This is a genomic window from Paraburkholderia sp. GAS448, from assembly GCF_050435685.1.
Taxonomy (GTDB): domain Bacteria; phylum Pseudomonadota; class Gammaproteobacteria; order Burkholderiales; family Burkholderiaceae; genus Paraburkholderia.
Window position 1 is genome coordinate 95,383 of sequence record NZ_JBNDKT010000009.1, and the last position, 25,675, is coordinate 121,057.

A 25,675-nucleotide genomic window follows, 5' to 3' on the forward strand; every position below is an offset into this window, starting at 1 on the left:
ACCTCGCTTCGCGAGTCGTGCCGTAGTTCTCGATGGGCCGATTATAAAGGGCGACTCACGCGCGATGCGGGGCGAACCCGGCACTGCCCGGACGGTCGAATCCAGGGCAAAACGTGGCTGGCCGGGCCGTTTGCGGCCGGGGATGCGGTTGACGATCTGTTAGAATGTCACGCTTTGCAGCCTTGTCCGATTGCTCTGCCCGTTTCGCGTCTCCCGGCGCCGCATCGTGCGCCGGAGCACTCTGGCCGCCGAGCTTCCGGACCGCCGCCCCCGCTTTTTTGGACTCGTTCTCCGGACTCGACATGACGACCCCGTCTCCCGCTCCCACCTCCCTGATGGCCAATGCGATCCGCGCATTGTCGATGGATGCCGTTCAGAAGGCCAATTCCGGTCACCCCGGCATGCCGATGGGCATGGCTGAAATTGGCGTTGCGCTGTGGTCGCGACATTTGCGCCACAACCCGAAGAACCCGCAATGGGCCGATCGCGACCGTTTCGTTCTGTCGAACGGTCACGGTTCGATGCTGCTGTATTCGCTGCTGCATCTGACCGGCTACGACCTGCCGATGGAAGAACTGAAGAACTTCCGTCAGCTTCATTCGAAGACGCCGGGCCACCCGGAATACGGCATCACGCCGGGCGTCGAAACGACGACCGGTCCGCTGGGTCAAGGTCTGGCGAACGCGGTCGGCATGGCGCTCGCCGAAGCGCTGCTCGCCTCCGAATTCAACAGGTCCGACGCGAAGATCGTCGATCACCACACGTATGTGTTCGTCGGCGACGGCTGCCTGATGGAAGGCATCTCGCACGAGGCCTGCTCGCTCGCGGGCGTGCTGAAGCTGAACAAGCTGATCGCGTTCTACGACGATAACGGCATCTCGATCGATGGCGAAGTGGTCCACTGGTTCCGCGACGACACGCCAAAGCGCTTCGAAGCCTATGGCTGGAACGTGATTCCTGGCGTCAACGGCCACAACGTCGATGCAGTCGATGCGGCCATCGTCAAGGCGAAGCAGTCGGACAGGCCGACGCTGATCTGCTGCAAGACGGTGATCGGCGAAGGCGCGCCGACCAAGGCGGGTGGCCACGACGCGCACGGCGCGCCGCTCGGCGACAAGGAAATCGCCGCGACCCGCGAGGCGATCGGCTGGAAGTGGGAACCGTTCGTGATCCCGTCGGAAGTCTACGCAGCATGGGACGCGAAGGAAGCGGGAGCACGCGTCGAGTCCGACTGGGACAAGGCGTTCGCGGCATACCGCGCGAAGTATCCGCAGGAAGCAGCCGAATTCGAACGCCGCATGGCGAAGAAGCTGCCGGCTGAGTGGGCGGAAAAGGCCCAGGCCATCATCGCCGGTGCAAACGCACGCGCAGAAACGGTCGCGACCCGCAAGGCTTCGCAACAGGCCATCGAAGGTCTGTCGACGGTGTTGCCTGAACTGTTCGGCGGCTCAGCCGACCTGACCGGCTCGAACCTGACCAACTGGAAGGCTTCGAAGCCAGTCGGCATCGACGCCGACGGTGTCCTGCGCGGCAATTACCTCAGCTACGGCGTGCGCGAATTCGGCATGAGCGCAGCGATCAACGGCGTCGCGCTGCATGGCGGCCTGAAGGCATTCGGCGGCACCTTCCTGACCTTCTCCGACTACAGCCGCAACGCACTGCGCGTCGCCGCGCTGATGAAGGCGCCGTCGATTTTCGTGTTCACGCACGATTCGATCGGCCTCGGCGAAGACGGTCCGACGCACCAGTCGATCGAGCACGTGGCGAGCCTGCGCCTGATTCCGCAAATGGAGGTCTGGCGCCCGGCGGATACGGTCGAAACGGCTGTCGCGTGGACGCAGGCTGTCGAGCATCACGGCCCGTCGTGCCTGATCTTCACCCGCCAGAACCTCGCGTTCTCGGAGCGCACCGATGCGCAGATCGCAAACGTCGCGAAGGGCGGCTACGTGCTGCGCGACTGGAACGACGAAATCGTCGCGCGCAAGGTCATCCTGATCGCGACCGGCTCGGAAGTCGAACTGGCGTTGAAGGCGATCGAGCCGCTCGCGCAGGAAGGCATTGCGGCGCGCGTGGTGTCGATGCCGTCGACGACGGTGTTCGACAGGCAGGACGCCGAATACCGCGAGCGCGTGCTGCCGCACGGCGTGCGGCGCGTGGCGATCGAAGCGGGCGTGACCGATTACTGGCGCAAGTATGTGGGCCTGGAAGGCGGCGTGGTCGGTATCGACACGTTCGGCGAATCCGCCCCGGCTGGCGTACTGTTCAAGCATTTCGGCTTCACCGTCGAGCATGTTGTAGAGACGGCAAAGGCCGCCCTCGGCTGAGCGGCAACCGGTTCTGCCGGACGCGCCCCACGCTCCGGCAGAATTCGCCCGCCCGACCAAACCGAACGTATTTTTTCAGCCATCAGGAGATAGACAATGACGATTCGCGTCGCAATCAACGGCTACGGCCGGATCGGCCGCAATACGCTGCGCGCCTTTTATGAAAACGGCAAGAAGCACGATATCGAAATCGTCGCCATCAACGACCTCGGCGATGCCAAAACCAACGCCCACCTGACGCAGTACGACACCGCGCACGGCAAGTTCCCGGGCGAAGTGTCGGTCGACGGCGACTTCCTCGTCGTGAACGGCGACAGGATCCGCGTGCTGGCAAACCGCAACCCGGCTGAACTGCCGTGGGGTGAGCTTGGCGTCGACGTCGTGATGGAATGCACAGGCTTTTTCACGACCAAGGAAAAGGCCAGCGCGCACATCAAGGGCGGCGCGAAGAAGGTGATCATCTCGGCACCGGGCGGCAAGGATGTCGATGCAACGATCGTCTACGGCGTGAACCATCACACGCTGAAGGCTGAGCACACGGTCATCTCGAATGCCTCGTGCACGACCAACTGCCTCGCACCGCTCGTCAAACCGCTGAACGACAAAATCGGCCTCGAAACGGGCCTGATGACGACGATCCACGCCTACACGAACGACCAGGTTCTGACCGACGTGTATCACGAAGACCTGCGCCGCGCTCGCTCCGCCACGCACAGCCAGATCCCCACGAAGACGGGTGCAGCATCGGCTGTCGGCCTCGTGTTGCCGGAACTGAACGGCAAGCTGGACGGTTACGCGATTCGCGTCCCGACGATCAACGTGTCGATCGTCGACCTGTCGTTCATCGCGAAGCGCGACACCACGGTGGACGAAGTGAACGCGATCATGAAGGAAGCATCGGAAGGCGCGCTGAAGGGCATCCTCGGCTATAACACGGCGCCGCTGGTTTCGATCGACTTCAACCACAACCCGGCTTCGTCGACGTTCGATGCAACGCTGACGAAGGTGTCGGGCCGTCTCGTGAAGGTGTCGAGCTGGTACGACAACGAATGGGGTTTCTCGAACCGCATGCTGGATACGGCAGTGGCGCTCGCCAACGCGAAGTAAGTTATCGGCGCGTTTACGCTGAACAGGAAAGCGGCCTTCGGGCCGCTTTTTTTATGCAATGTCCTGGCGGTTCAATCTCTACGACCGCGGCGTCGGAAAGTACACACCTGCGCGCTGCGCTGCGTTCGAGATGTGCGTTTCGATGGCCTTGCCGGCGGCCTCGGGATCGCGCGCCTTCAGCGCATCGAGAATGGCCCGATGCTCGTGCCAGGTGGTCAGAACGAGTTCGCGCCTGTAGAACGGCATTCGCTGGCTTTCCTTCATGATGTCGGCGCTGCTGCGCAGGATCGATTCGATCGCCGCGTTGCCGGCGATGCTGACAATCCGCATATGAAAATCGAAGTCGAGCTGCGCGGCTTCGTCGAGCTCAGCCGCGACCAGCGCGCCGTGCAACGCAGCGATGTTGTCCTCGAGCCAGCCGATGTCACTGTCGCTGATCGCAAGCGCTGCCATTCTCGCGACGAAGCCCTCCAGCGCGAAGCGCATCTGATAGGTATCCGGTAGCGATGACTGATCGGCGAACCGCCATGGATGGCCGGCCGACGCCTGCGCGCTCTCCACATAGACGCCCTTGCCAGGCCGGATGGTCAGCAGGCCGAGCGCTTCAAGCGTCGACAGCGCCTCACGCAGCGACGCGCGGCTGATCTCCAGCTCCTCGGAAAGCTGGCGTTGCGCCGGAAGAAGACTTCCGACCGGATACGCGCCGCCTTCGATCCGTTCACGAATCGTGGCGATTGCGGCGTCAGTGACAGTGTGCGGGACGTTTTTCATCTTACTTTTGATCGGCGTGGTCTGACCGGCATTGTAATCCGCGTTCGCGGCCGCTGCACCGCATGCTTGCAAAGCAGTGAAAAGCGGGCCGAAGGATTCAACAAACGCAACGGGTAAACCCCGTCAAATCGGTCCTTGACTCCACTATATCGGCTTCCTACTATTTGCCATAACAGTACTGGTCGGACCAGTATGAACAGATGAACCCTGGAACCAGGAGAAAGCCGTGTTGAAGTTTTTCAATTCGCTGTTTGGCCGGGTGGTGATCGCTCTCGTAGCGGGCATTGTGATCGGCGCGCTGTTCCCCCATTTCGCCCAGTCGCTGCGGCCGCTTGGCGACGGCTTTCTCAAGCTGATCAAGATGGTGATCGGGCCTATCGTGTTCTGCGTGGTTGTTGGCGGCATGGCGCACGCGGGTGACCTGAAGAAGGTCGGGCGCGTCGGGCTGAAGGCGGTGGTCTACTTCGAAATCATGACGACGATCGCGCTCGTGATCGGCGCCGTGCTTGCGTACCTGACGAAGCCGGGCGTCGGGATGAACATCGACCTGCATTCGCTCGATGCCGCGTCGCTCGCGACCTACACGGAGCACGCGAAGAGCCTGAAGGACACGGCCGGGTTTCTGCTGAAGATCATCCCCGAGACGGCCATCGACGCCTTCGCCAAGGGCGACATCCTGCAGATCCTCGTGTTCTCGGTGCTGTTCGGCTCGGCGCTGTCGCTGCTCGGTGAGAAGGCGCAGCGCGTAAGCAGCCTGATCGACGAACTGGCGCAGGTGTTTTTCCGCGTGATGAGCTTCATCATCAAGCTCGCGCCGCTTGGCGTGCTCGGCGCGATCGCCTTCACGACGGGCACGTACGGCGTGGAGTCGCTCAAGCAACTCGGCATGCTGGTGCTCGTGTTCTACGCAAGCTGCATCGTGTTCGTCGCGGTGGTGCTTGGCGTGGTGATGCGTCTGGCCGGTTTCAATGTGTTCAAGCTGATCCGCTACCTGCGCGAAGAGCTGTCGATCGTGCTTGGCACGGCATCGTCGGACGCCGTGCTGCCGCAGATCATGCGCAAGCTCGAATGGATGGGTGTGAAGGATTCGACCGTCGGCCTCGTGATTCCGACAGGCTACTCGTTCAACCTCGACGGTTTCTCGATCTACCTGACGCTGGCTGTGATCTTCATCGCGCAGGCCACGAATACGCCGCTGTCGATGCACGATCTGATCGTGGTTGTGCTGGTGTCGCTGGTGACGTCGAAGGGCGCGCACGGCATTCCCGGTTCCGCGATCGTGATTCTTGCCGCGACCCTTTCCGCGATTCCCGCGATTCCGGTGCTGGGGCTCGTGCTGATCCTGCCGGTCGACTGGTTCGTGGGCATCGCGCGGGCACTGACCAACCTGATCGGCAACTGCGTGGCGACGGTGGTGGTCGCCGTGTGGGAAAACGATATCGACAAGGTGCGCGCCCGTCGCGTGCTGAATCAGGATGCCGAACTGCGCTACGTCCCGGCCGGCGCTGAGAAAGCCGGACCGAAGGCCGCAGGCGAGCACGCTCACGCAATCTGACGACGAAACCCTTACCGACGCATTCTCAGGCGGGCCGCAACGCCCGCCGCCTTCACCGACCCTACCAACACCGACAGACCGACATCATGGCTAATCCGACTCTCGACCCCAACGCTCCCGCCTTCACGCGCCGCTATATGAATCTCGCCGATCCGCGTCTGGGCGCGAAAGCGCTCTTCGCCAGCGATGAATTCTTCGCACCGAAGGAACGCATGCTCGACCCTCAGCCGGCGGTGTTCATCCCCGGCAAGTACGATGACCATGGCAAATGGATGGACGGTTGGGAAACCCGCCGCAAGCGCACGACCGGCCACGACTCCTGTGTGATCCGGCTCGCCCGCCCGGGCGTCGTGCATGGGGTCGATCTCGACACGAGCCACTTCACCGGCAATTTCCCGCCTGCCGCGTCGATCGAAGCGTGCTACGCCGAAAGCGATTTGCCGCCGGACAACGCAGACTGGCAAACACTCGTGCCCGCCACGACGCTGCAGGGCAACCAGCACCATTACGTCGAGGTCGACGACGCGCGCGCCTTTACGCATCTGCGCGTGAACCTTTATCCGGACGGCGGCCTGGCGCGCCTGCGTGTGTACGGTCAACCGAAGCGCGACTGGACCAACCTTGCACGTGGCGAGCTGATCGATCTTGCAGCGATCGAAAACGGCGCGTATCTCGTCACCGCGAACAACCAGCATTTCGGGCCGGCCTCGCAGATACTGATGCCGGGTCGCGGCGTGAACATGGGCGACGGCTGGGAAACGCGGCGTCGTCGCGAGCCGGGCAACGACTGGGCCATCATCGCGCTTGCCCGGCCGGGTACGATCCGCAAGGTCGAAGTCGATACGGCGCACTTCAAGGGCAATTTCCCGGATCGCTGTTCGCTGCAGGCGGCGTCCGTTGTGGGCGGCACGGACGAATCGCTCGTCACGCAGGCGATGTTCTGGCCCGTGCTGATGCCCGAACAGTCGCTCAAAATGGATCACGTGCACACGTTCAGCGAGCAGCTCGCGTCCCTCGGGCCTGTGACACACGTGCGATTCAATATCTACCCGGACGGCGGCGTGTCGCGTTTGCGTCTGTGGGGCGAGACCGAGTAACGGAGCCGCCGCCATGAAAACACTGAAGATGGAACGGCTGACGCGCGAAGCCTTCGCGCCCTTCGGCGATGTGATCGAACTGGAAGGCGCGCGCCATTTTCCGATCAATGGCGGCACGACCGAGCGCTTTCACGACCTTGCCACGATCGACGTGTGCCGCGACGGCGGCCGGCCGCTCGTCAACGTGTTTCGCGCTCAGCCGCGCAGTCTGCCGCTGGAGATCGCGATGATGGAGCGTCATCCGCTCGGCAGCCAGGCGTTTCTGCCGCTTGCCGGCGCGCGCTACCTGGTCGTCGTCGCGCCGGCGGGCGAGTTCGATCCGTCGCGCATGCGCGCCTTCCGGGCGGAAGGCTGGCAGGGCGTCAATTACGCTCCAGGGGTATGGCATCATCCGCTGCTGGCGCTCGAGCGGGTCAGCGATTTCGTGGTGATCGATCGCGGCGGCGAACAGCCGAATTGCGATGAAGTGGCCTTGCAGGAGCCGTGGCGGCTGGAATCGTCAGGCCTGGTCGCGGAAATCACGACGACTTGACCTTCAGGTCGCACGAAGTAAAAGACCCGGTCAGCCTCCGCTGACCGGGTCTTTTTGTTGTTGATGTTCGCGTGCTGGAAAGCGCTCTTCCGCGAACTGCCGTCCGCTCAGTGTTTGCGATGGGGACAGTTTTCCTTGGTGCAGGCACCGTACAGTGCAAGCGCGTGTTCCTGCAGCTTGAAGCCGCGTTCCTTCGCGATTGACTGCTGGCGGCTTTCGATTTCGGGGTCGAAAAACTCTTCGACGAGCCCGCAGTCGAGGCACACCAGGTGGTCGTGGTGAGTTCCTTCGTTCAGCTCGAAGACGGCTTTGCCGGATTCGAAATTACTACGCGACAGGAGCCCCGCCTGCTCGAACTGCGTGAGCACGCGATACACCGTGGCGAGACCGATATCGAGTTCCTCGTGCAGCAGATTGCGGTACACATCTTCTGCCGTCAGATGGCGGACCGCGCTATGCTGGAAAATTTCGAGGATTTTGAGGCGCGGAAGGGTCGCCTTGAGCCCGATATTCTTGAGATCGGTTGGATTGGTCATGACAAGGGATCCCTAGAGTACAATGCAGGGTTCTAATAGTAATGTGAATTGCTGTTCAGGTCATCTTCGATGGAATGAAACTCGCGCGGCTTGTCAGCAAGCCCGCACGGTGAGTGAAATGATTTCAAAATCTCAATTGATCTACCGGGGGAGCCGCATGCGGGGTACCTTGATCGCTGCTGCGGCTGTTGCGGTTCTTGCTGGATGTTCCACTTACGACAGCCTGACGCAACGTATTGCCCAGAGCATTACGCCGTATCGGATTACTGTCGTGCAGGGCAACTTCGTCTCGGCGGAAATGGCCGCACAGATGAAGGTAGGCATGTCGCGTGCGGAAGTGAAGCAGGTGCTCGGCACGCCGTTGCTGACGGACCTGTTCCACGACAATCGCTGGGACTATATCTTCTATTTCCGGCGCGGTTCACGCCAGATCGTGGAGCAGCGCGACTTCATCGTGAATTTCGAGAGTGACCGCGTCGCGAGCTGGACGGGGGGCGAAGATCTGCCGTCCAACCTCGAATTGCTTGCCCAGATCGACGGTGACAGAACCGGCCGGAGAAGGGCTGCAACGGCAGTTGCGGCGAGCGGCGCCAGCGCGCCGGTTGCCGCGGCTTCCGCGACCGCGCCCGCCGAGGCGGCGGCTGCGATCGATAAGGCGCGTTCGCCGTCAGCCGAAGCGGCCGCTGCTGCGGCGCCGTCGACGGATCCGAATGCGCAGGCCGCCCAGGCTGCGAACCGCGCAACCGAAGCCGTGCCGGCACCGGCTCGCAATGCGACGCCGTCGGTGCGCGCCAACCGGCCGCCGTCGGCAGGCCTGCCGCCGAACACCAACGCGCCGGGTCAGCCGCAGTTCCAGTTCAGACGCCCGCCACCGCCCGCGACGAATGGTCCGGAGGAGAACCCGGTTGGGCCAGTCGGGCCGGAAAGCAGCGCCCCGGCGTCGGCGCCGTCGCAGACTTCGACTGGCGCCTCGACGGGAACAGGCGACTAAACCCGCTGTCCGTTTCTCTGTGGGTCGCGCGCGGGCGTGAGCGAAGTGCGTGCGCAAGCGGGCCCGCTACTCTCGCGCGTTGGCGCGCGTCGACATCGACGCGCGCTTGAGTTGTTTCTGCGTTGCCTGTGAGTTGGCTGAGTGTCTCGGTTGCCTCAGTTGCCTGTGAGTTGCCCATGAAAATCGCTATTGCCGGAGCATCGGGCCGTATGGGCCGGATGCTCATCGAAACTGTCCTGAACGACCCTGAAGCAACGCTTGTCGGCGCACTTGGCCGGGCAGATTCGCCGCAACTGGGTCGGGATGCCGGAGCGTTCCTCGGCAAAGAGACCGGTGTCGCACTGACGGACGACATCGAACGCGTCTTCGCGCAAGCCGACTATCTGATCGACTTCACGCGTCCCGAAGGCACGATGGTGCATCTCGAAGCCGCGCTGCGCCATAACGTGAAGCTCGTGATCGGCACCACCGGTTTCGACAATGCGCAGAAGGCGCAACTGCGTGCCGCCGGCGAGAAAATCGCCATCATGGCCGCGGGAAACATGAGCGTCGGCGTGAACGTCACGCTGAAGCTGCTCGAATTCGCGGCACGCCATTTTGCAGCCGGTTACGACATCGAAATCATCGAGGCGCATCACCGGCACAAGGTCGACGCGCCGTCCGGCACAGCGCTGATGATGGGCGAAGTGATCGCCGACGCGCTCGGGCGCAATCTCGATGAGTGCGCCGTGTATGGCCGCGAAGGCGTGACGGGCGAGCGCGATCCGTCGACGATCGGTTTTTCCGCGATCCGCGGCGGCGATATCGTGGGCGATCATACGGTGCTGTTTGCGGGCATCGGCGAGCGCATCGAGATCACGCACAAATCCGCGAGCCGGCTCGCTTATGCGCAGGGCGCGCTGCGTGCGGTGCGTTTCCTCGCAGGCCACCCGACTGGTTTCTTCGATATGCAGGACGTGCTCGGCCTGCGGTAACCCCCAAGCATCTTTCGACGGCGAGGCTCGATGGCGACCACCGGCATCCTCCACTATCTGCAGACGAGCGACCCGATTACGCATGGCGTAGCGTGGGTGTTGCTGGCGATGTCGGTGGCGAGCTGGTGTTTTCTGATCGTGAAAGGCTGGATGCTCGGCCGTGCGAAGCGCCAGGGGCCGCGCGCGGTTGCGCTGTTCTGGCAGGCGCAGACGCTGTCGGACGGGGTGGTGGCGTTGCGTCTTGCCGATCGCGAGCGCGTGTTTGCGCCGCTGGCGGAAGCGGCGCTTCATGCCGCGGAAGCCGACATGCCGAACGCGCTGCTTGCGCGTGTCGAGCGCAGTGAGCGCGTGCTGCGCGCGTTGCGTCAGGCGCTCAGCGCGTCGCAGCGGCGGCTCGAATTCGGGCAGGTGCTGCTGGCATCGGTGGGCAGCACGGCGCCGTTTGTGGGCTTGCTCGGCACCGTCTGGGGTATCTATCACGCGCTCGGCAGTATCGCGGCGAGCGGGCAGGCGATGATCGAAAACGTCGCCGGGCCGGTTGGCGAGGCGCTCATCATGACGGCCTTCGGTCTGGTCGTCGCCATTCCGGCGGTGCTTGCCTACAACGTGCTCGGACGCATGGTGCGTCAGCTCTCCGAAGAACTGGACGGCTTCGCTCACGACCTGCACGCCTACGTGTGCGCGCCCGCCAACTGAGCGGCGCCGGAACATCCTTCGCGGAGGTCGACATGGCATTCGGCGGACTCGAAAAGAAGCAGACGGCCCCGCCAATGGCGGACATCAATATGACGCCGCTGATCGACGTGATGCTCGTGCTGCTCGTCATCTTCATCATTACTGCGCCGCTCTTGACGCACGCGATCCGGCTGGATCTGCCGAAGGTCGCCTCGGCCCCCGCGCGCCAGACACCGCAAACCATTTCGCTGTCGATCGACGCTGCCGGCAGACTTTACTGGGACACCAAACCCATTACGCTCGACCAGATGCGCGCCAGGTTTGCCGAGGAAGGCAAGCGCGCAGACCAGCCCGAGATCCATCTGCGCGCCGAGCGGTCGACGCGCTATGAGGTGATTGCCCAGGTGATGGGCGCGGCGCAGCAGGCAGGGCTGGAGCGGATCGGTTTCGTGACGGATCCGCCGCCTGCCTCACCGGCCGTAGCAGGTCATCCGTGAGGTGAGAGGGCGGCAGAACGGGCGGTGCCACAACCCGCCAACAGCCGGAGCCGCAGCGGGTCGGCATGGCAGTGATTCACGCGTAACAGCCTGCCGCCAGGCGGGGTAACCGGAAGGAAGCGCAAATCCCGGCTCACGACCCGGGCACGGCGGCGTCGGACGGTATAATCAGCCCTTTCCCCCGCAAGGGGGCAATCGATTCCATCCAGCAAAGCACCAGGCCCGGTGCGAAAGCACCGAACCCAGCGACTCACCACACCATGCACGAAAAATACGTTCCCTCCGACGTTGAATCCGCCGCGCAAGGGCAATGGCGCGCCAGCGACGCCTACAAGACGACGGAAGCCACAGACAAGCCCAAGTTCTATTGCGTCTCGATGCTGCCGTACCCGTCGGGCAAGCTGCACATGGGTCACGTGCGCAACTACACGATCAACGACGTGATGTACCGCTATCTGCGGATGAACGGCTATAACGTGCTGATGCCGATGGGTTGGGACGCGTTCGGCATGCCTGCCGAAAACGCGGCAATGGCCAACAACGTGCCGCCGGCGAAGTGGACGTACGACAACATCGCGTACATGAAGGGGCAGATGCAGTCGATGGGTCTCGCGATCGACTGGTCGCGCGAAGTCGCCACGTGCAGCCCCGATTACTACAAGTGGAACCAGTGGCTGTTCCTGAAGATGCTCGAAAAGGGCATCGCGTACAAAAAAACCGGCACCGTGAACTGGGACCCGGTCGACCAGACCGTGCTCGCCAACGAACAGGTGATCGACGGGCGCGGCTGGCGCTCGGGCGCGCTCGTCGAGAAGCGCGAAATCCCGATGTACTACATGCGCATCACGCAATACGCGGATGAACTGCTGAACGACCTCGAAGGCCTCGGCTGGCCCGAGCGCGTCAAGGTGATGCAGCAGAACTGGATCGGCAAGAGCTTCGGTGTGAACTTCGGCTTCCCGTATGCAATCGACGGCGAAGACAAGCTGCTGCGCGTCTTCACGACGCGTGCCGATACGATCATGGGCGTCACGTTCTGCGCCGTCGCTGCCGAGCATCCGCTCGCGACACGCCTCGCGCAGGACAAGCCCGAACTGCAGGCGTTCATCGAAGAATGCAAGCGCGGCGGCGTGGCGGAAGCCGACATCGCGACGATGGAAAAGAAGGGCATGGCCACTGGCTTCTTCGTCACGCATCCGCTGACGCAGGAGAAGGTCGAAGTGTGGATCGGCAACTACGTGCTGATGAGCTACGGCGAAGGCGCGGTGATGGGCGTGCCGGCGCACGACGAACGCGACTTTGCGTTCGCGAAGAAATACGACCTCGCGATCAAACAGGTCGTCGCCGCCGCAGGCAAGACCTATTCGACCGACGCATGGCAGGAATGGTACAGCGACAAGGAAGGCGCCACCTGCGTGAACAGCGGGAAATACGACGGTCTCGACTATGCGGCCGCCGTCGACGCGATCGCGGCCGATCTGAAGCAACTGGGCCTCGGTGACAAGCAGGTCACGTGGCGTCTGCGCGACTGGGGCATTTCGCGCCAGCGCTACTGGGGCACGCCGATTCCGATCATCCACTGCGCCACCTGCGGCGACGTGCCGGTGCCGGAACAGGACCTGCCCGTCGTGCTCCCCGAAGATCTCGTGCCGGACGGCACGGGCAATCCGCTTGCGAAGTCCGAGGCGTTCCTGAACTGCACATGTCCGACCTGCGGCGCGCCCGCGAAGCGCGAAACCGACACGATGGACACGTTTGTCGATTCGGCCTGGTACTTCTATCGCTATGCGGCGCCCGATGCGAAAACGATGGTCGACGCGCGCACCGATTACTGGATGCCGATGGATCAGTACATCGGCGGCATCGAGCACGCGATCCTGCATCTGTTGTATTCGCGCTTCTGGGCGAAGGTGTCGCGCGACCTCGGTATTGTGAAGTTCGGCGAGCCGGCGAAGAATCTGCTTACGCAGGGCATGGTGCTCAACGAAACGTATTACCGCGAAAACGAAGCGGGCAAGAAGACCTGGTGCAACCCGGCCGACGTCACCGTCACGTTCGACGACAAGGGTCGCCCGGTCGGCGCGGTGCTGAACGCGGACGGCCAGCCGGTCGTGCTGGGCGGCGTCGAGAAGATGTCGAAGTCGAAGAACAACGGCGTCGATCCGCAGCTTCTGATCGACCAGTACGGCGCCGATACCGCACGTCTCTTCACGATGTTCGCCGCGCCCCCTGAGCAGCAACTCGAGTGGTCGGGCGCCGGCGTCGAAGGGGCGAGCCGCTTCCTGCGCCGTGTGTGGGCCTTCGGCCACGCCAACGAAGCGGCGTTGCGCGAATGCGCATCGCTGGATGTCGCGCGGCTCGCCGACACGGACAAGGCCCTGCGCCGTGAGATCTACAGCGTGCTGAAGCAGGCCGACTACGACTATCAGCGTTTGCAGTACAACACGGTGGTGTCGGCGGCGATGAAGATGCTCAACGCAATCGAAGGCGCGAAGGGTGCAATGCCGGCCGTGTTGCGTGAAACGTATGGCGTGTTGCTGCGGGTGCTGTATCCGGTTGTGCCGCACGCGACGTTCCAGTTGTGGCAGGAACTCGGATACGCAGACGAACTTGGCACGCTGCTCGATGCGCCGTGGCCGAAGGTCGACGAAAAGGCGCTCGAGCAGTCCGAGATCGAACTCGTGCTGCAGGTGAACGGCAAGGTGCGTGGCGCCGTGACAATCGCAAAGGACGCACCGCGCGAAGCGATCGAACAGGCTGCGGTCGCACACGAGATGTTCGCAAAGTTTGGTGAAGGCAAGACGCCGAAGAAGATCATCGTCGTGCCGGGGCGTCTCGTGAATGTTGTCGTTTGACGCTGGCGACAGAGCCAGGCGCAACTACGCAATAGCAGACGGGAGTGTGCAGGAGGCCGACGCGTCGAGCGACAGCATCCTGCGCTTGTTGAAGAATCAGGAGCCAATGTGACTCGCAGAACGTTTTTGACGCTTGCGTGTGGCGTGATGATGTTGTCCGCGTGCGGCTTTCAGCTGCGCGGCCAGCAGGACTACGCGTTCAAGCGTCTCGCCATCGCGGGTGCACCGCCGCCGTTCGTTGCACGCCTTACCCGGCAGATCGAAGGCGGCAGCGATACGGTGATCGTCAATGTGCCAACCTACGCGGACGCGGTGCTGCATATCTCCGAGGCGCGCGGCACGAGTACATTGACGCTGAATTCGTTCGGTGTCGTCGCCGAGTACCAGTTGAACTACTCGCTGAACTACACGCTCACCGGGGCGGACGGCACGTTGCTGATTCCTCCCAGCGCGATCTCGTTGAACCGCGCAATGACGTATAGCGACCAGTTCTCGCTGGCCAAGTCCGCGGAATCGGAGTTGCTGTTCGCCGACATGCAGAACGATGCGGTCGACCAGCTGACGCGGCGCCTGGCCGTTGTGCGCTCGCTGCATCCGGGGCCGGGCGAACAGGTCCCAGCCGTCGCGCCGCGCGCACCGTTGCCGCCGCCGCCGCTGTGAGCGTCGCGCGACAACATGTTCACTACGTTTATCCGTAATCATGCAACTGCGACTTGACGCGCTCGAACCGCATCTCGCGAAAGGGCTCGCCGGCCTGTACGTCGTGTACGGCGACGAGCATCTGCTCGCGCAGGAAGCGTGCGACCGCATTCGTGCGACCGCGCGCGCGGCGGGCTTTACCGACCGCTCGGTGTTCACCGTCGAGCGCGGTTTCGACTGGAGTTCGCTGCTTGGCGCGAGCCAGTCGATGTCGCTGTTCGGCGACCGTCAACTGGTCGAATTGCGGATTCCATCGGGCAAGCCAGGCAAGGAAGGCGCGGACGCCCTGAGAACGCTCGCCGCAGCCGCGAATCCCGATGTGCTGACGCTCATCACGTTGCCTCGCCTCGATGCGGCCACGCAGAAGGCGGCGTGGTTCACCGCGCTGGGCGATGCCGGTGTCGCACTGAAGATCGATCCGGTCGAACGCGCGCAGTTGCCGAACTGGGTTGGCCAGCGGCTCGCCCAGCAGGGCCAGCGTGTCGCGGCTGGCGAAGAAGGGCGGCGCGCATTGCAGTTCATCGCCGAGCGTGTGGAGGGCAATCTGCTCGCGGCACACCAGGAAATCCAGAAACTGGGGCTGCTGTATCCCCAAGGCGTATTGAGTTTCGAGCAGATCCAGGATGCCGTGCTGAACGTCGCGCGCTACGACGTGTTCAAGCTGAACGAAGCGATGCTCGCGGGCGATGTCGGCCGGCTTTCGCGGATGCTCGACGGTCTGCGTGGCGAAGGCGAAGCCGCGGTGCTGGTACTGTGGGCGGTGGTCGAGGAAGTGCGCACGCTGCTGCGCATCAAGCGCGGTGTCGCAGCGGGCAAGCCGCTTGCGATCCTGCTGCGTGAGAACCGGGTCTGGGGGCCGCGCGAGCGCCTCGTCGGGCCGGCACTTTCGCGCGTGACCGAGGCTGCGCTCGAAAAGGGGCTGGCGCTCGCCGCGCGGCTCGATCGCCAGGTGAAGGGCTTGTCCGGCGGGACACCAGGCAACCATCGGCATGATCCGCCACCCGATCCATGGAGCGGACTGTTCGAGCTGGCCATGACCGTCGCCTCGCCAGCGAAGTCCGCAGCTGTTGCGCCCGCGAGGCCAGCACGGCGGCCAGCCTGAAGCGTCCGCGGCGCGTGCCGGCGTAGTTCCTGAAGCGGCGAAGCTATGTGCGCCAGGCAAGGCGGTTTTGCAGCACGTTAGCCGGTGCCGGAAAGATCGTCGTATTGACGCCCCCGCCCGCTCGCAATGAACCAGAGCCGACGCGACCAAGCCCCAGACAAGCAAAGCCGCCGCACCCGACTTACAATCGACGCTTACTTCCGCTAATCCTGCCTGTCCGCCGCGCGTGAATCAGGCGCGACATCACGAGAATCAAGATGGATATCGACCAGTACATGACCGACCTCGGCCGCCGCGCGCGTCACGCATCGCGCGCGATGGCGCGAGCCTCGACGGCGGCGAAGAACGCCGCGCTCGAAGCGGTCGCGCGCGCAATCGAACGCGACGCGGCGACGCTCCAGGAAGCGAACGCGCGCGACGTCGCACGGGCGCGCGATAAAGGCCTCGACGCAGCCTTTATCGACCGTTTGACGCTGTCCGACAAGGCGTTGAAGACGATGGTCGAAGGCCTGCGGCAGGTCGCGGCGCTGCCGGATCCGATCGGTGAGATCAGCAACCTGAAGTACCGCCCGAGCGGCATCCAGGTCGGGCAGATGCGCGTGCCGCTCGGCGTGATCGGCATCATCTACGAATCGCGTCCGAATGTGACGATCGATGCGGCCGCGTTGTGCCTGAAGTCCGGCAACGCGACGATCCTGCGCGGCGGCTCGGAAGCACTCGAATGCAATACGGCACTGTCGAAGCTGATCGGCGAAGGGCTGGAAGCCGCCGGTTTGCCGCAGGACGCCGTTCAGGTTGTCGAGACGCGCGATCGCGCGGCGGTTGGCGCGTTGATCACGATGACCGAATACGTCGACGTGATCGTGCCGCGGGGCGGCAAGAGCCTGATCGCGCGCCTGATGGAAGATGCGCGCGTGCCGATGATCAAGCATCTCGACGGCATCTGCCATGTGTACGTCGACGACCGCGCGGATCTGACGAAGGCGCTCACCGTCTGCGACAACGCGAAGACGCATCGGTACGGCACCTGCAACACGATGGAAACGCTGCTCGTCGCGCGTGGCGTCGCGCATGCAGTGCTGCCGCCGCTCGGCAAGCTGTATCGCAGCAAGGAAGTCGAATTGCGCGTCGATCCGGCGGCGCGCGCGGTGCTCGAAGCGGCAGGGGTCGGCCCGCTCGTCGATGCGACCGAAGAAGACTGGCGCACCGAATATCTCGCGCCGGTGCTGGCGATCAAGGTGGTGGACGGCATCGACATGGCGATCGAGCACATCAACACCTACAGTTCAGCGCACACGGACGCGATCGTCACCGAAGACCACGACCGCGCCATGCGCTTCCTGCGCGAAGTCGATTCGGCGAGCGTGATGGTCAACGCATCGACGCGTTTCGCTGACGGCTTCGAATTCGGCCTCGGCGCGGAAATCGGCATTTCGAACGACAAGCTGCACGCGCGCGGGCCGGTCGGTCTGGAAGGACTGACGTCGATGAAGTACGTCGTGCTGGGGCACGGGGAAGGCCGTCAATAAGCGCGAAGCGTCACGCTAGGGCCTGTTCACGCTAATAACGGGCCCTTCTGGCGGCCAGCCCCGCGAAAGTTTTTTTAATCAGGGGAACGTGCCTTTCCGCCCGCATTGCGGCGTCGGGCATCGCTTGTTTGGCTCGGCCAAACGGCGCTCCTTCCTCCTTGCACTGCGGGCGGAAAGGCACGTTCGCAAGCCCGTTATTAGCGTGAACAGGCCCTAACAACATCAACAATTCGCACGAGGACCGCCGATGCTCTGGGTGAAGACGTTTCACATTGTTCTGATTGCTGCCTGGTTTGCCGGACTGTTTTATCTGCCGCGCATCTTCGTCAATCTGGCGATGGAAACGGAGCCTGCCGCAGTGAGCAGGCTGCTCATCATGGCGCGCAAGCTGTTTCGCTTCATGACCTTCATCGCCGTGCCGGCGCTCGCATGCGGTCTGTGGTTGTGGCTCGGAGTCGGCATCGGCCAGGGCCAGGGCTGGATTCACGCGAAGGTCGGCGTGGTGCTGCTGCTCATCGTGTATCACGCTTACTGCGGCAAGCTGCTCAAGACCTTCGAGCGTGGTCAGAACAGGCGCTCGGACAAGTGGTACCGGATGTTCAACGAACTCCCGGTGCTCGGCATGCTGGCCGCGGTCGCGCTCGTGGTGATCAAGCCGTTCTGATCAACGCTTCAACGCGCCCGTTCCCTTTTTCTCCGCACCCGCGCCCGCAGGCGCGTCTTCAATCCGCCGGCGCCGCAGCACATCCTTCGCCTGCGCCAGCTTGCCGACAAGGTCCGGCCCCAGCTTGAGCGCCACGCCCACCGCCAGAATGTCGCCGATCGCGAGATGCGATACGCGCGAGGTCATCGGCGAAAAGATATCGGTGTCCTCATCCACGTTCGCAAAGAGCCCGACGGTGGCGACGCGCGCGAGCGGCGAATTGCCATGCGTGATCGCGATCACCTGTGCACCCGCCGCGAGCGCCGATTTCGCCGCCTCGACGATATCGCGCGTGCGCCCGGTGTTCGAAATCGCGACCACCACGTCGCCCTTGCCCAGTAGCGCGGCCGACATCAGGAACGTGTGCGGGTCCGAATAGGCAACGCTCGGCATCCCGAGGCGGAAAAATTTGTGTTGCACGTCGAGCGCCGCGACGCCGGAACCTCCCGCGCCATAGAACTCGATGCGGCGCGCCCCGGCAAGCAACGCAATCGCCGCCGCGACGCTGTCCGACGACAGGTTGTTGCGGACCTGAATCAGCGCGCCGATCGTCCGGTCGAGTACTTTTGCCGCCACGCCGGGCGTGGGTTCGTCGGGGCGCACGTCGCGATACACAGCCGGGACTTCGGCTGCGATGCCTTGGGCGAGCCGGATCTTGAACTCCCGGAAGCCTGAAAAGCCGAGCGCGTGACAGAAGCGCGCGATCGTCGGCTGGCTCACCCCTGCGCGTGCCGCCACTTCGGTCATTGACAGATCGAGCACCTCGCGCGGCGCCTCGATCACGTAATCGGCCAGCTTCCGCTCGGAAGGGCGCAGCTGGTCGCGCATGGCTTCCATTTGGGACAGCATCATCGGAAAACTCGCACTATGCTGAAGAATGCGTGGACTATATCCGATCGTACAGGAATGTACAAAAACTACATTGATCGCGGTAGGTATATTCCCTGGGTTTTTGTGTTTACGGTCGGGAAGCCAGCGTAGAGGCGTTACCAGCCAGATTCGAGCAGGATGAGTAGGCGGGGTTCTGGACATTGCAGTCGTGTAGTTTTTCTACTAATATCACGATGTCGGCTGCCAAGGCCGTCCCCCGCGATATCAAATCTGGCGCCGCGCGCGTGCTCGCCCTGCCAGCGACGAAGGAGCTTCGATGGTTTCCCCGCATCCGCAACTCATCAAGGTCACGCAGCGCGTGATCGAACGCAGCAAGCCCACCCGCGCGGCCTATCTGGCGCACATCGACCGTGCGCAGGGCCGGTTTCCGGCGCGCGGCGCGCTGTCGTGCGCGAACCTCGCCCATGGCTTCGCCGGGCTCGAAGGCAAGGAAAAGCTGGCGATCAAGACGATCCGCGAGCCGAACATCGGCATCGTCTCGTCGTACAACGAGATGCTCTCGGCTCATGCGCCGTACAAGAATTTCCCCGACATCATCAAGGCCGCTGCGCGCGAGAACGGCGGCGTCGCGCAATTCGCGGGCGGCGTGCCGGCCATGTGCGATGGCGTGACACAGGGCAACCCGGGTATGGAACTGTCGCTGTTCTCGCGCGAAGTGATCGCGATGAGCACGGCGGTGGCGCTCACGCACAACATGTTCGACGCGGCGCTGTGCCTGGGCGTGTGCGACAAGATCGTGCCGGGCTTGCTGATCGGCGCGCTGCAGTTCGGCCATCTGCCGACGATCTTCGTGCCCGCCGGCCCGATGACGAGCGGCCTGTCGAACGACGACAAGGCGAAGATCCGCCAGCGCTTCGCAACCGGCCAGTGCGAGCGCGACGACCTGCTCGAAGCCGAGGCTGCCGCGTATCACGGCCACGGCACCTGCACGTTCTACGGCACGGCAAACAGCAACCAGATGCTGATGGAAGTGATGGGCCTGCATCTGCCTGGCTCGGCATTCGTGCATCCGCACACGCCGCTGCGCGATGCGCTGACGGCACAGGCGGCGCGCCGCGTGCTCGATCTGACGGCGGAGCGCGGCAACTACACGCCGATCGGCCACGTGATCGACGAGAAAGCCATTGTCAACGGCGTCGCCGCGCTGCTCGCGACCGGCGGCTCGACGAACCATACGCTGCATCTGGTCGCGATCGCCCGCGCGGCCGGCATCGTGATCGACTGGGACGACTTCGACACGCTGTCGCAAGCCGTGCCGCTCCTCGCGAAGATCTATCCGAACGGCAAGGCCGACGTGAATCACTATCACGCAGCCGGTGGCATGGCGTTCCTGATCCGCAACATGCTCGAAGGCGGCCTGCTGCACGAAGACGTGAATACGGTTGCCGGCAAGGGCCTCTCGCACTACACCGAAGAGCCGAAGCTGATCGACGGCAAGCTCACGTGGGTGCCTGGCGCTGCGAACAGCCACGACACTGCCGTGCTGCGCAGCATCAAGGAACCGTTCCAGCCTGATGGCGGCCTTCGCCTGATGCAGGGCAAGCTCGGCCGCGGGGTCATCAAGATTTCGGCGGTTGCGGCGCAGCATCGCAAGGTGAAGGCGCCGGCGATCGTATTCGACTCGCAGGAAGCCGTGCAGGAAGCGTTCGACAACGGCGAGCTGAAGCGCGATTTCGTTGCCGTCGTACGTTTCCAGGGGGCACGCGCAAACGGCATGCCTGAACTGCATCGTTTGACGCCGCTCCTCGGCGTGTTGCAGGATCAGGGTTTCCACGTTGCGCTGGTTACCGATGGACGTATGTCGGGGGCTTCAGGCAAGGTGCCGGCAGTCATCCATATCTCGCCGGAAGCGCTGTTGCAGGGCCCGATCGGCAAGGTGCAGACGGGCGACATGATCGTGATCGATGCGGAAGCCGGTGTGCTCGATATCGAGATCGACGCAGCCGGGTGGGCTGCGCGCACGGTCGCGCAACCCGCGCATCAGGCGGAAAACGAATTCGGCTTCGGCCGCGAGCTATTCGGCGTCTTCCGTGCGGCAGCAGCACCCGCGGAGCAGGGCGCATCGGTATTCGGCCCGATGGTGGGCGAGATTCACACCAGCCACGAGTTGCAGAAACAGGGAGTCTGAACATGACAGCAAGGACAGTAAGCGAAATCGTGCGCCTCGGCCCGGTCATTCCGGTGCTGGCGTTCGATTCGGTCGAGCAGGGCGAAAACGTGTCGCGTGCGCTGCATGCGGGTGGCGTCAAGGTGCTCGAAATCACGCTGCGTACCGAAGCGGGCCTGAAGGCGATCGAACGTGCGAGCCAGCTGGCGGAAGATATCGTCGTAGGCGTCGGCACGATAACGAGGCCGGAGCAGTGCGCGCTGGCGAAGAAGGCAGGCGCGACGTTCGGCGTGTCGCCGGGCCTGACGAAGGAAATGCACCAGGCCGCGCAGGACGCGGGCCTGCCGCTCTTGCCCGGCGTGATGACGCCGACCGACATCATTGCCGCGCTGGAACTCGGCTACGAGATCGTCAAGTTTTTCCCGGCGCAGCAGGCCGGCGGCGTGCCGATGCTGCAGGCGTTCGGCGGGCCGTTCCCGACGCTGAAGTTCTGCCCGACGGGCGGCATTACCGCCGAAACGGCGCCGAATTTCCTCGCGTTGCCGAACGTGGTGTGCGTCGGCGGTTCATGGCTTACGCCGAAGGCGGCGCTCGCCGCGCAGAACTGGGACGAAATCACGCGCCTCGCCCGTGCGGCCAGCCAGCTGGCAGCGCCGGCACATTGATGCGGCGCGTCGCGCGCTGCCTTTGCGCAGGGTTGTGCGTCATCCAGGGCCTGTTCACGCTAATGGCGAACGGACTTGCGAACGTGCTTTTCCGCTCGCAGTGCGCCGTTAGTTAGGCAGCGCCTGTCCCCCAAGGGGACTTCGTTCGGGCCGTTTGGCTCGGCCAAACGGCGCTCCTTGTGGGCCCTGAATCTGAATCTGAATCTGATTTAGAACCTATCCCAGCCATCGCTGCCCGTGGCACTCAACGGAGCGTGCGCTGCTTTCGGCGTCCGCATCAACGGGGCGCGCGCACCTGCACGATTGCCGGCACGCGTGCCATTTTCAGCTGGCGTGGCGACCGCAGCTGTATCGCGCCGGTGCAGCGGGGTGGCCTGGTCGAGCCGGAACTGCGCAACCGCTTCGGTCAGGTGCCGCCCCTGATCTTCGAGCGACTTCGATGCCGCGGTCGCTTCCTCGACCAGCGCCGCGTTCTGCTGGGTCACGGTGTCCATCTGCGTGATCGCCTGATTGACCTGCTCTATGCCGCGGCTCTGTTCGGTCGACGCCGCTGCGATCTCGCCCATGATGTCGGTCACGCGCGCGACCGCCTGGGTCACTTCCGACATCGTCGCGCCCGCCTCGGTCGCCAGTGAAGAGCCAGCCTGGATCTGGTTCACCGATTGGGCGATCAGTTCCTTGATCTCCTTCGCCGCGCTGGACGAACGCTGCGCAAGATTGCGCACTTCGCTGGCGACCACAGCGAACCCACGGCCTTCCTCGCCGGCGCGAGCGGCTTCCACGGCCGCATTCAGTGCAAGGATGTTGGTCTGGAACGCAATACCTTCGATGATCCCCGTGATCTCTGCGATACGGCTCGAGCTTGCGGTGATCTGGCCCATCGTTTCGACCACCTGGCCGACCACATGATTGCCTTTCATGGCCACGTCCGACGCGTTGGCCGACAGCGCCCTGGCCTGCTGAGCGTTCTCCGCGTTCTGCTTCACGGTCGACGTCAATTCCTCCATGCTGGAGGCCGTTTCCTGAAGTGACGACGCCTGCTCTTCTGTGCGGGAAGACAGATCGACATTACCCGACGCAATCTGGCTCGAACCGGTGGCAATGCTGTCGGCCGCTTTGTGAACCCGGCCAATCAGTTCCACGAGGCTTCCCTGCATCTGTCCCATCGAAGCAAGCACGCTGCCTGAAGGCGCCGAAGTTGCCCCTGGTACGCTGCTCAGATCGCCGCCGGCGACGCGCTGCGCCACCCGGCCAAGCTCAGCAGGCTCCGCACCGAGCGCGCGCAGAATGCCGCGGGTGATCAGAGTGCCGGCCAGAGCAGACAGCACAATCGCCGCCAGACAGATTCCAAGCAGCAGATTGCGCTGCACCTCGTACTGTTCATATGACTGCCGGACCAGCAGATCGGCACGATCCCGCGTGTAGCTCTGGTAGTCGTTCGTGGCTTTGATCAGCGCCGCCAGCAACGGCCTGCAATCGTTATTAATCTTTGCGACGGCTTCGTCGCGTTTGCCGGCAACGGCGAGTTCCACGATCGCCCGCGCGACAGGACCATACAAGCCCTCGATCCGGTTGATCTCCTGCACGAGGTTGCGGGCCTGATCAGTGACATCCGGACTGCTCGCCATCATCGCGTTCAGTTTCGCAAGCCGTGCCTCCACGTCCTGCTGCGCCTCGGCCTCGGCGGCCTTTTCGGCGGCGAAGTCCTCCGGCTTCGTCACCAGCGCCATGTTGCGTGCCGCAATGGCACGCCGGTCTACGGCCGTGCGAACAGTCTGGGATAGCTGTGCGCGGGCATTGATTCCGGAAACGAAACTGGAAAAATGGGCATTAGCGCTGTTCAACGCATTCAACGACAGGCCAGACACCACCAGAACAACCGTGGTGAGGCTGGCAAATGCGCCGTACAGCTTTGCCCTAACGGACATCTGCTTGATATTCATACTTTTCGTCCCCGGTCGCCCTGAGTGAAACAAAATGAAAGGTAATGCCTGGCTTTTCTCTCAGAACTGACGACCTCGGTCGACCGCGGCAGTGAATGCCATCTAGGTGATATAACGACCCGACGATGAGGTTTCTTGAGTGACGCAAAGGTTTGTGGGAAATTTAATCTTTTTTGTCTGACGATTTATTTGGCGGTGCTCGATCAGCGCCGACATTGGCCCGGAGTGCTGAGGGTTTGACTCAATGGCCGCGATATCACGACCGGGCGCCTGCGTCGTGGCGTATTCACCAGCGTTCCTGAGTTGGTCAAGGCAATCGACGAATACATCGCTCACCACAATACCCATCCCAAGGCGTTCATCTGGACCAGGAACGCTCGCGATATCCTGCAAAAGATCATTCGCGCGAACAGCCGCCTAAGTTCCAGACGGAATGCAACGCTACACCAGCGCACCAGATGGCGCGCCGCACCCTACGCGTGCAGTAGTCCACGGGTCGACGCGGGTTTCATCGAAGAAGCCTCGCTGAACCGGCCTTCATGGCGGCCTCGGCGAGGCTTCTTTTTTGCGTCCTGGTCACCCTGTCACGCGAGTCATCTACTAAAGTCCAGTACGGACAACGAAAACAGACAGTAAAATCCAGCCGTCCGCGCGGACGGCCGGCTCGACCGGCACCGAGTAAGGTCGCAAATCAGGATGTCGGCCACGTGTTGCATCCATTCGAATAACACCAAGGAGGAGCTTCATGGAAGCTGTCCACGGCAGCATGCTGCTGATTTACGCGGTGATCGCCATCGCGGCGCTGATCCTGATGATCACGCGTTTCAAGGTTTATCCATTTCTCGTTCTGATCATCGTTTCGCTGCTGCTGGGCCTTGCCGTCGGCATGCCGATGAACACGATCGTCAAGTCGTTCGAAACCGGCAACGGCAATACGCTCGGTCACATCGCGATCGTCGTGGGTCTGGGGACCATGCTCGGCAAGATGATGGCCGAATCAGGCGGCGCGGAGCGCGTCGCCACCACCCTCATCAACTGGTTCGGCGAAAAGAACATTCACTGGGCGATGATGTTTGTCGCCATCATCGTCGGCCTGCCGGTATTTTTTGAAGTCGGCTTCGTGCTGCTGATTCCGATTGCGTTCAACGTCGCGAAGCGCACAGGTAAATCGCTGCTGCTGGTGGGGCTGCCGATGGTCGCGGGGCTGTCGGTCGTGCATGGTCTGATTCCGCCGCACCCGGCCGCATTGCTCGCGGTGCAGGCCTATCACGCGGATATCGGCAAGACGATTGCGTATGGTCTGATCGTCGGGGTTCCGACTGCGATTGTCGCCGGTCCGCTGTTCGCGCTGTTGATCCATCGCTCTATCCAGCTGCCGGAGAATAACCCGCTTGCCGCGCAGTTCATCGGTTCGAGCGAGGTACAAGGCGAGAAGAAGCGCGAGCTTCCGAGCTTCGGCATCACGCTCTTCACGATTCTGTTGCCGGTGCTGCTGATGCTGATCGGCAGCTGGGCCGATCTGCTGTTCGCACCGAAGACGTTGCCGAACGACCTGCTGCGATTCGTCGGCACGTCGGACGTCGCGCTGCTGATCTCGGTGCTGGTCAGCTTCTGGACCTTCGGCGCGAAGCGCGGCTTCAATCGCGAGCAGATCCAGAAGTTCTGCGGCGAGTGTCTGGCGCCGATCGCCGGCATCACGCTGATCGTCGGTGCGGGCGGCGGCTTTGGCCGCGTGCTGCTGGATAGCGGCATCTCGAAGCAGATCGTCGATACGGCGACTGCGGCCCATCTTTCGCCGCTTCTGCTCGGCTGGTTTGTCGCTGCGCTGATCCGCCTCGCAACGGGTTCGGCGACGGTCGCCATGACGACGGCCTGCGGCATCGTTGCGCCGATTGCAGCCGCGGCGGGTACGCAGGTGAAGCCGGAACTGCTGGTGCTCGCGACAGGCTCCGGTTCGCTGATCTTCTCGCACGTGAACGACGGCGGCTTCTGGCTGATCAAGGAATATTTCGGCATGACCGTGGTGCAGACGTTCAAGACGTGGTCGCTGTGCGAAACGATCATTTCGGTGATGGGCTTGGGTTTGACCTTCGCGCTGGCGGCGGTCCTGTAAGGAGTATCT

General features: G+C 63.2%; 21 protein-coding genes. 17 read left to right on the forward strand and 4 right to left on the reverse strand.

Annotation, left to right across the window (positions count from 1 at the left end):
• The first annotated feature begins 302 nt into the window (after positions 1 to 302).
• Positions 303 to 2,324: a transketolase gene (gene tkt, locus P3T23_RS18495; protein WP_429317600.1), complete on the forward strand. Its 2,022-nt coding sequence runs from the start codon at positions 303 to 305 to the stop codon at positions 2,322 to 2,324.
• A 96-nt stretch (positions 2,325 to 2,420) separates the two neighbouring features.
• On the forward strand, positions 2,421 to 3,431 hold the full coding sequence (gene gap, locus P3T23_RS18500) for a type I glyceraldehyde-3-phosphate dehydrogenase (protein ID WP_429317601.1): 1,011 nt from the start codon (positions 2,421 to 2,423) through the stop codon (positions 3,429 to 3,431).
• Between the two features lie 78 nt (positions 3,432 to 3,509).
• On the opposite strand, the gene P3T23_RS18505 is transcribed toward gap, so the two are convergent.
• Positions 3,510 to 4,202, reverse strand: coding sequence for a FadR/GntR family transcriptional regulator (locus P3T23_RS18505; protein WP_429317602.1), 693 nt, complete (start codon positions 4,200 to 4,202; stop codon positions 3,510 to 3,512).
• 226 nt (positions 4,203 to 4,428) lie between these two features.
• On the opposite strand from P3T23_RS18505, the gene P3T23_RS18510 reads away from it, so the two are divergent.
• The 3 genes from P3T23_RS18510 to P3T23_RS18520 all read left to right on the forward strand — a co-directional run bounded on the left by P3T23_RS18510 (position 4,429) and on the right by P3T23_RS18520 (position 7,386).
• Complete coding sequence (locus tag P3T23_RS18510) at positions 4,429 to 5,757, forward strand: C4-dicarboxylate transporter DctA (protein WP_429317603.1); 1,329 nt, start codon at positions 4,429 to 4,431, stop codon at positions 5,755 to 5,757.
• Positions 5,758 to 5,843: 86 nt separating this feature from the next.
• Positions 5,844 to 6,854 (forward strand): allantoicase, encoded by a 1,011-nt coding sequence (gene alc, locus P3T23_RS18515; protein ID WP_429317604.1) that lies wholly within the window; start codon positions 5,844 to 5,846, stop codon positions 6,852 to 6,854.
• A 13-nt stretch (positions 6,855 to 6,867) separates the two neighbouring features.
• Positions 6,868 to 7,386, forward strand: coding sequence for an ureidoglycolate lyase (locus tag P3T23_RS18520; RefSeq protein WP_429317605.1), 519 nt, complete (start codon positions 6,868 to 6,870; stop codon positions 7,384 to 7,386).
• A 107-nt stretch (positions 7,387 to 7,493) separates the two neighbouring features.
• Here the strand turns inward: P3T23_RS18520 and fur are convergent, their stop codons facing one another.
• Entirely contained in the window at positions 7,494 to 7,922 is a 429-nt protein-coding gene (fur, locus tag P3T23_RS18525; protein ID WP_429317606.1) for a ferric iron uptake transcriptional regulator, read from the reverse strand.
• Positions 7,923 to 8,040: 118 nt separating this feature from the next.
• Here fur and bamE point away from each other — a divergent pair, with 118 nt between their 5' ends.
• From bamE to P3T23_RS18570, 9 genes are all read left to right on the forward strand, one after another.
• A complete protein-coding gene (gene bamE / locus P3T23_RS18530; RefSeq protein WP_429317607.1) occupies positions 8,041 to 8,913 on the forward strand; it encodes an outer membrane protein assembly factor BamE domain-containing protein in 873 nt (290 codons plus the stop codon).
• 176 nt (positions 8,914 to 9,089) lie between these two features.
• The gene (gene dapB / locus P3T23_RS18535) at positions 9,090 to 9,887 is read left to right on the forward strand and encodes a 4-hydroxy-tetrahydrodipicolinate reductase (RefSeq protein ID WP_429317608.1); all 798 of its coding nucleotides are present in this window, start codon (positions 9,090 to 9,092) and stop codon (positions 9,885 to 9,887) included.
• Positions 9,888 to 9,917: 30 nt separating this feature from the next.
• Entirely contained in the window at positions 9,918 to 10,583 is a 666-nt protein-coding gene (locus tag P3T23_RS18540) for a MotA/TolQ/ExbB proton channel family protein (protein WP_429317609.1), read from the forward strand.
• Between the two features lie 32 nt (positions 10,584 to 10,615).
• The gene (locus P3T23_RS18545; protein ID WP_429317610.1) at positions 10,616 to 11,059 is read left to right on the forward strand and encodes an ExbD/TolR family protein; all 444 of its coding nucleotides are present in this window, start codon (positions 10,616 to 10,618) and stop codon (positions 11,057 to 11,059) included.
• 260 nt (positions 11,060 to 11,319) lie between these two features.
• Positions 11,320 to 13,914, forward strand: a complete 2,595-nt coding sequence (gene leuS, locus P3T23_RS18550) for a leucine--tRNA ligase (protein WP_429317611.1) — start codon at positions 11,320 to 11,322, stop codon at positions 13,912 to 13,914.
• Positions 13,915 to 14,022: 108 nt separating this feature from the next.
• Complete coding sequence (gene lptE, locus P3T23_RS18555) at positions 14,023 to 14,574, forward strand: LPS assembly lipoprotein LptE (RefSeq protein WP_429317612.1); 552 nt, start codon at positions 14,023 to 14,025, stop codon at positions 14,572 to 14,574.
• A 40-nt stretch (positions 14,575 to 14,614) separates the two neighbouring features.
• A complete protein-coding gene (holA, locus tag P3T23_RS18560; protein ID WP_429317613.1) occupies positions 14,615 to 15,715 on the forward strand; it encodes a DNA polymerase III subunit delta in 1,101 nt (366 codons plus the stop codon).
• A gap of 257 nt (positions 15,716 to 15,972) precedes the next feature.
• Positions 15,973 to 17,244 (forward strand): glutamate-5-semialdehyde dehydrogenase, encoded by a 1,272-nt coding sequence (locus tag P3T23_RS18565; protein ID WP_429317614.1) that lies wholly within the window; start codon positions 15,973 to 15,975, stop codon positions 17,242 to 17,244.
• A gap of 247 nt (positions 17,245 to 17,491) precedes the next feature.
• Positions 17,492 to 17,908: a CopD family protein gene (locus P3T23_RS18570; protein ID WP_429317615.1), complete on the forward strand. Its 417-nt coding sequence runs from the start codon at positions 17,492 to 17,494 to the stop codon at positions 17,906 to 17,908.
• Here the strand turns inward: P3T23_RS18570 and P3T23_RS18575 are convergent, their stop codons facing one another.
• Positions 17,909 to 18,799, reverse strand: coding sequence for a MurR/RpiR family transcriptional regulator (locus P3T23_RS18575; RefSeq protein WP_429317616.1), 891 nt, complete (start codon positions 18,797 to 18,799; stop codon positions 17,909 to 17,911).
• 295 nt (positions 18,800 to 19,094) lie between these two features.
• Between P3T23_RS18575 and edd the strand changes: the two genes are divergently transcribed.
• Positions 19,095 to 20,966 (forward strand): phosphogluconate dehydratase, encoded by a 1,872-nt coding sequence (gene edd / locus P3T23_RS18580; protein ID WP_429317617.1) that lies wholly within the window; start codon positions 19,095 to 19,097, stop codon positions 20,964 to 20,966.
• Positions 20,967 to 20,968: 2 nt separating this feature from the next.
• Positions 20,969 to 21,610, forward strand: a complete 642-nt coding sequence (gene eda / locus P3T23_RS18585; RefSeq protein ID WP_429317618.1) for a bifunctional 4-hydroxy-2-oxoglutarate aldolase/2-dehydro-3-deoxy-phosphogluconate aldolase — start codon at positions 20,969 to 20,971, stop codon at positions 21,608 to 21,610.
• A gap of 209 nt (positions 21,611 to 21,819) precedes the next feature.
• Here eda and P3T23_RS18590 read toward each other — a convergent pair whose 3' ends face one another.
• Complete coding sequence (locus P3T23_RS18590) at positions 21,820 to 23,553, reverse strand: methyl-accepting chemotaxis protein (RefSeq protein ID WP_429317619.1); 1,734 nt, start codon at positions 23,551 to 23,553, stop codon at positions 21,820 to 21,822.
• A 745-nt stretch (positions 23,554 to 24,298) separates the two neighbouring features.
• Here P3T23_RS18590 and P3T23_RS18595 point away from each other — a divergent pair.
• Positions 24,299 to 25,666 carry a GntP family permease gene (locus tag P3T23_RS18595; protein WP_429317620.1) on the forward strand — a complete coding sequence of 456 codons (1,368 nt, stop codon included), beginning with the start codon at positions 24,299 to 24,301 and terminating at the stop codon, positions 25,664 to 25,666.
• Positions 25,667 to 25,675: the final 9 nt, after the last annotated feature.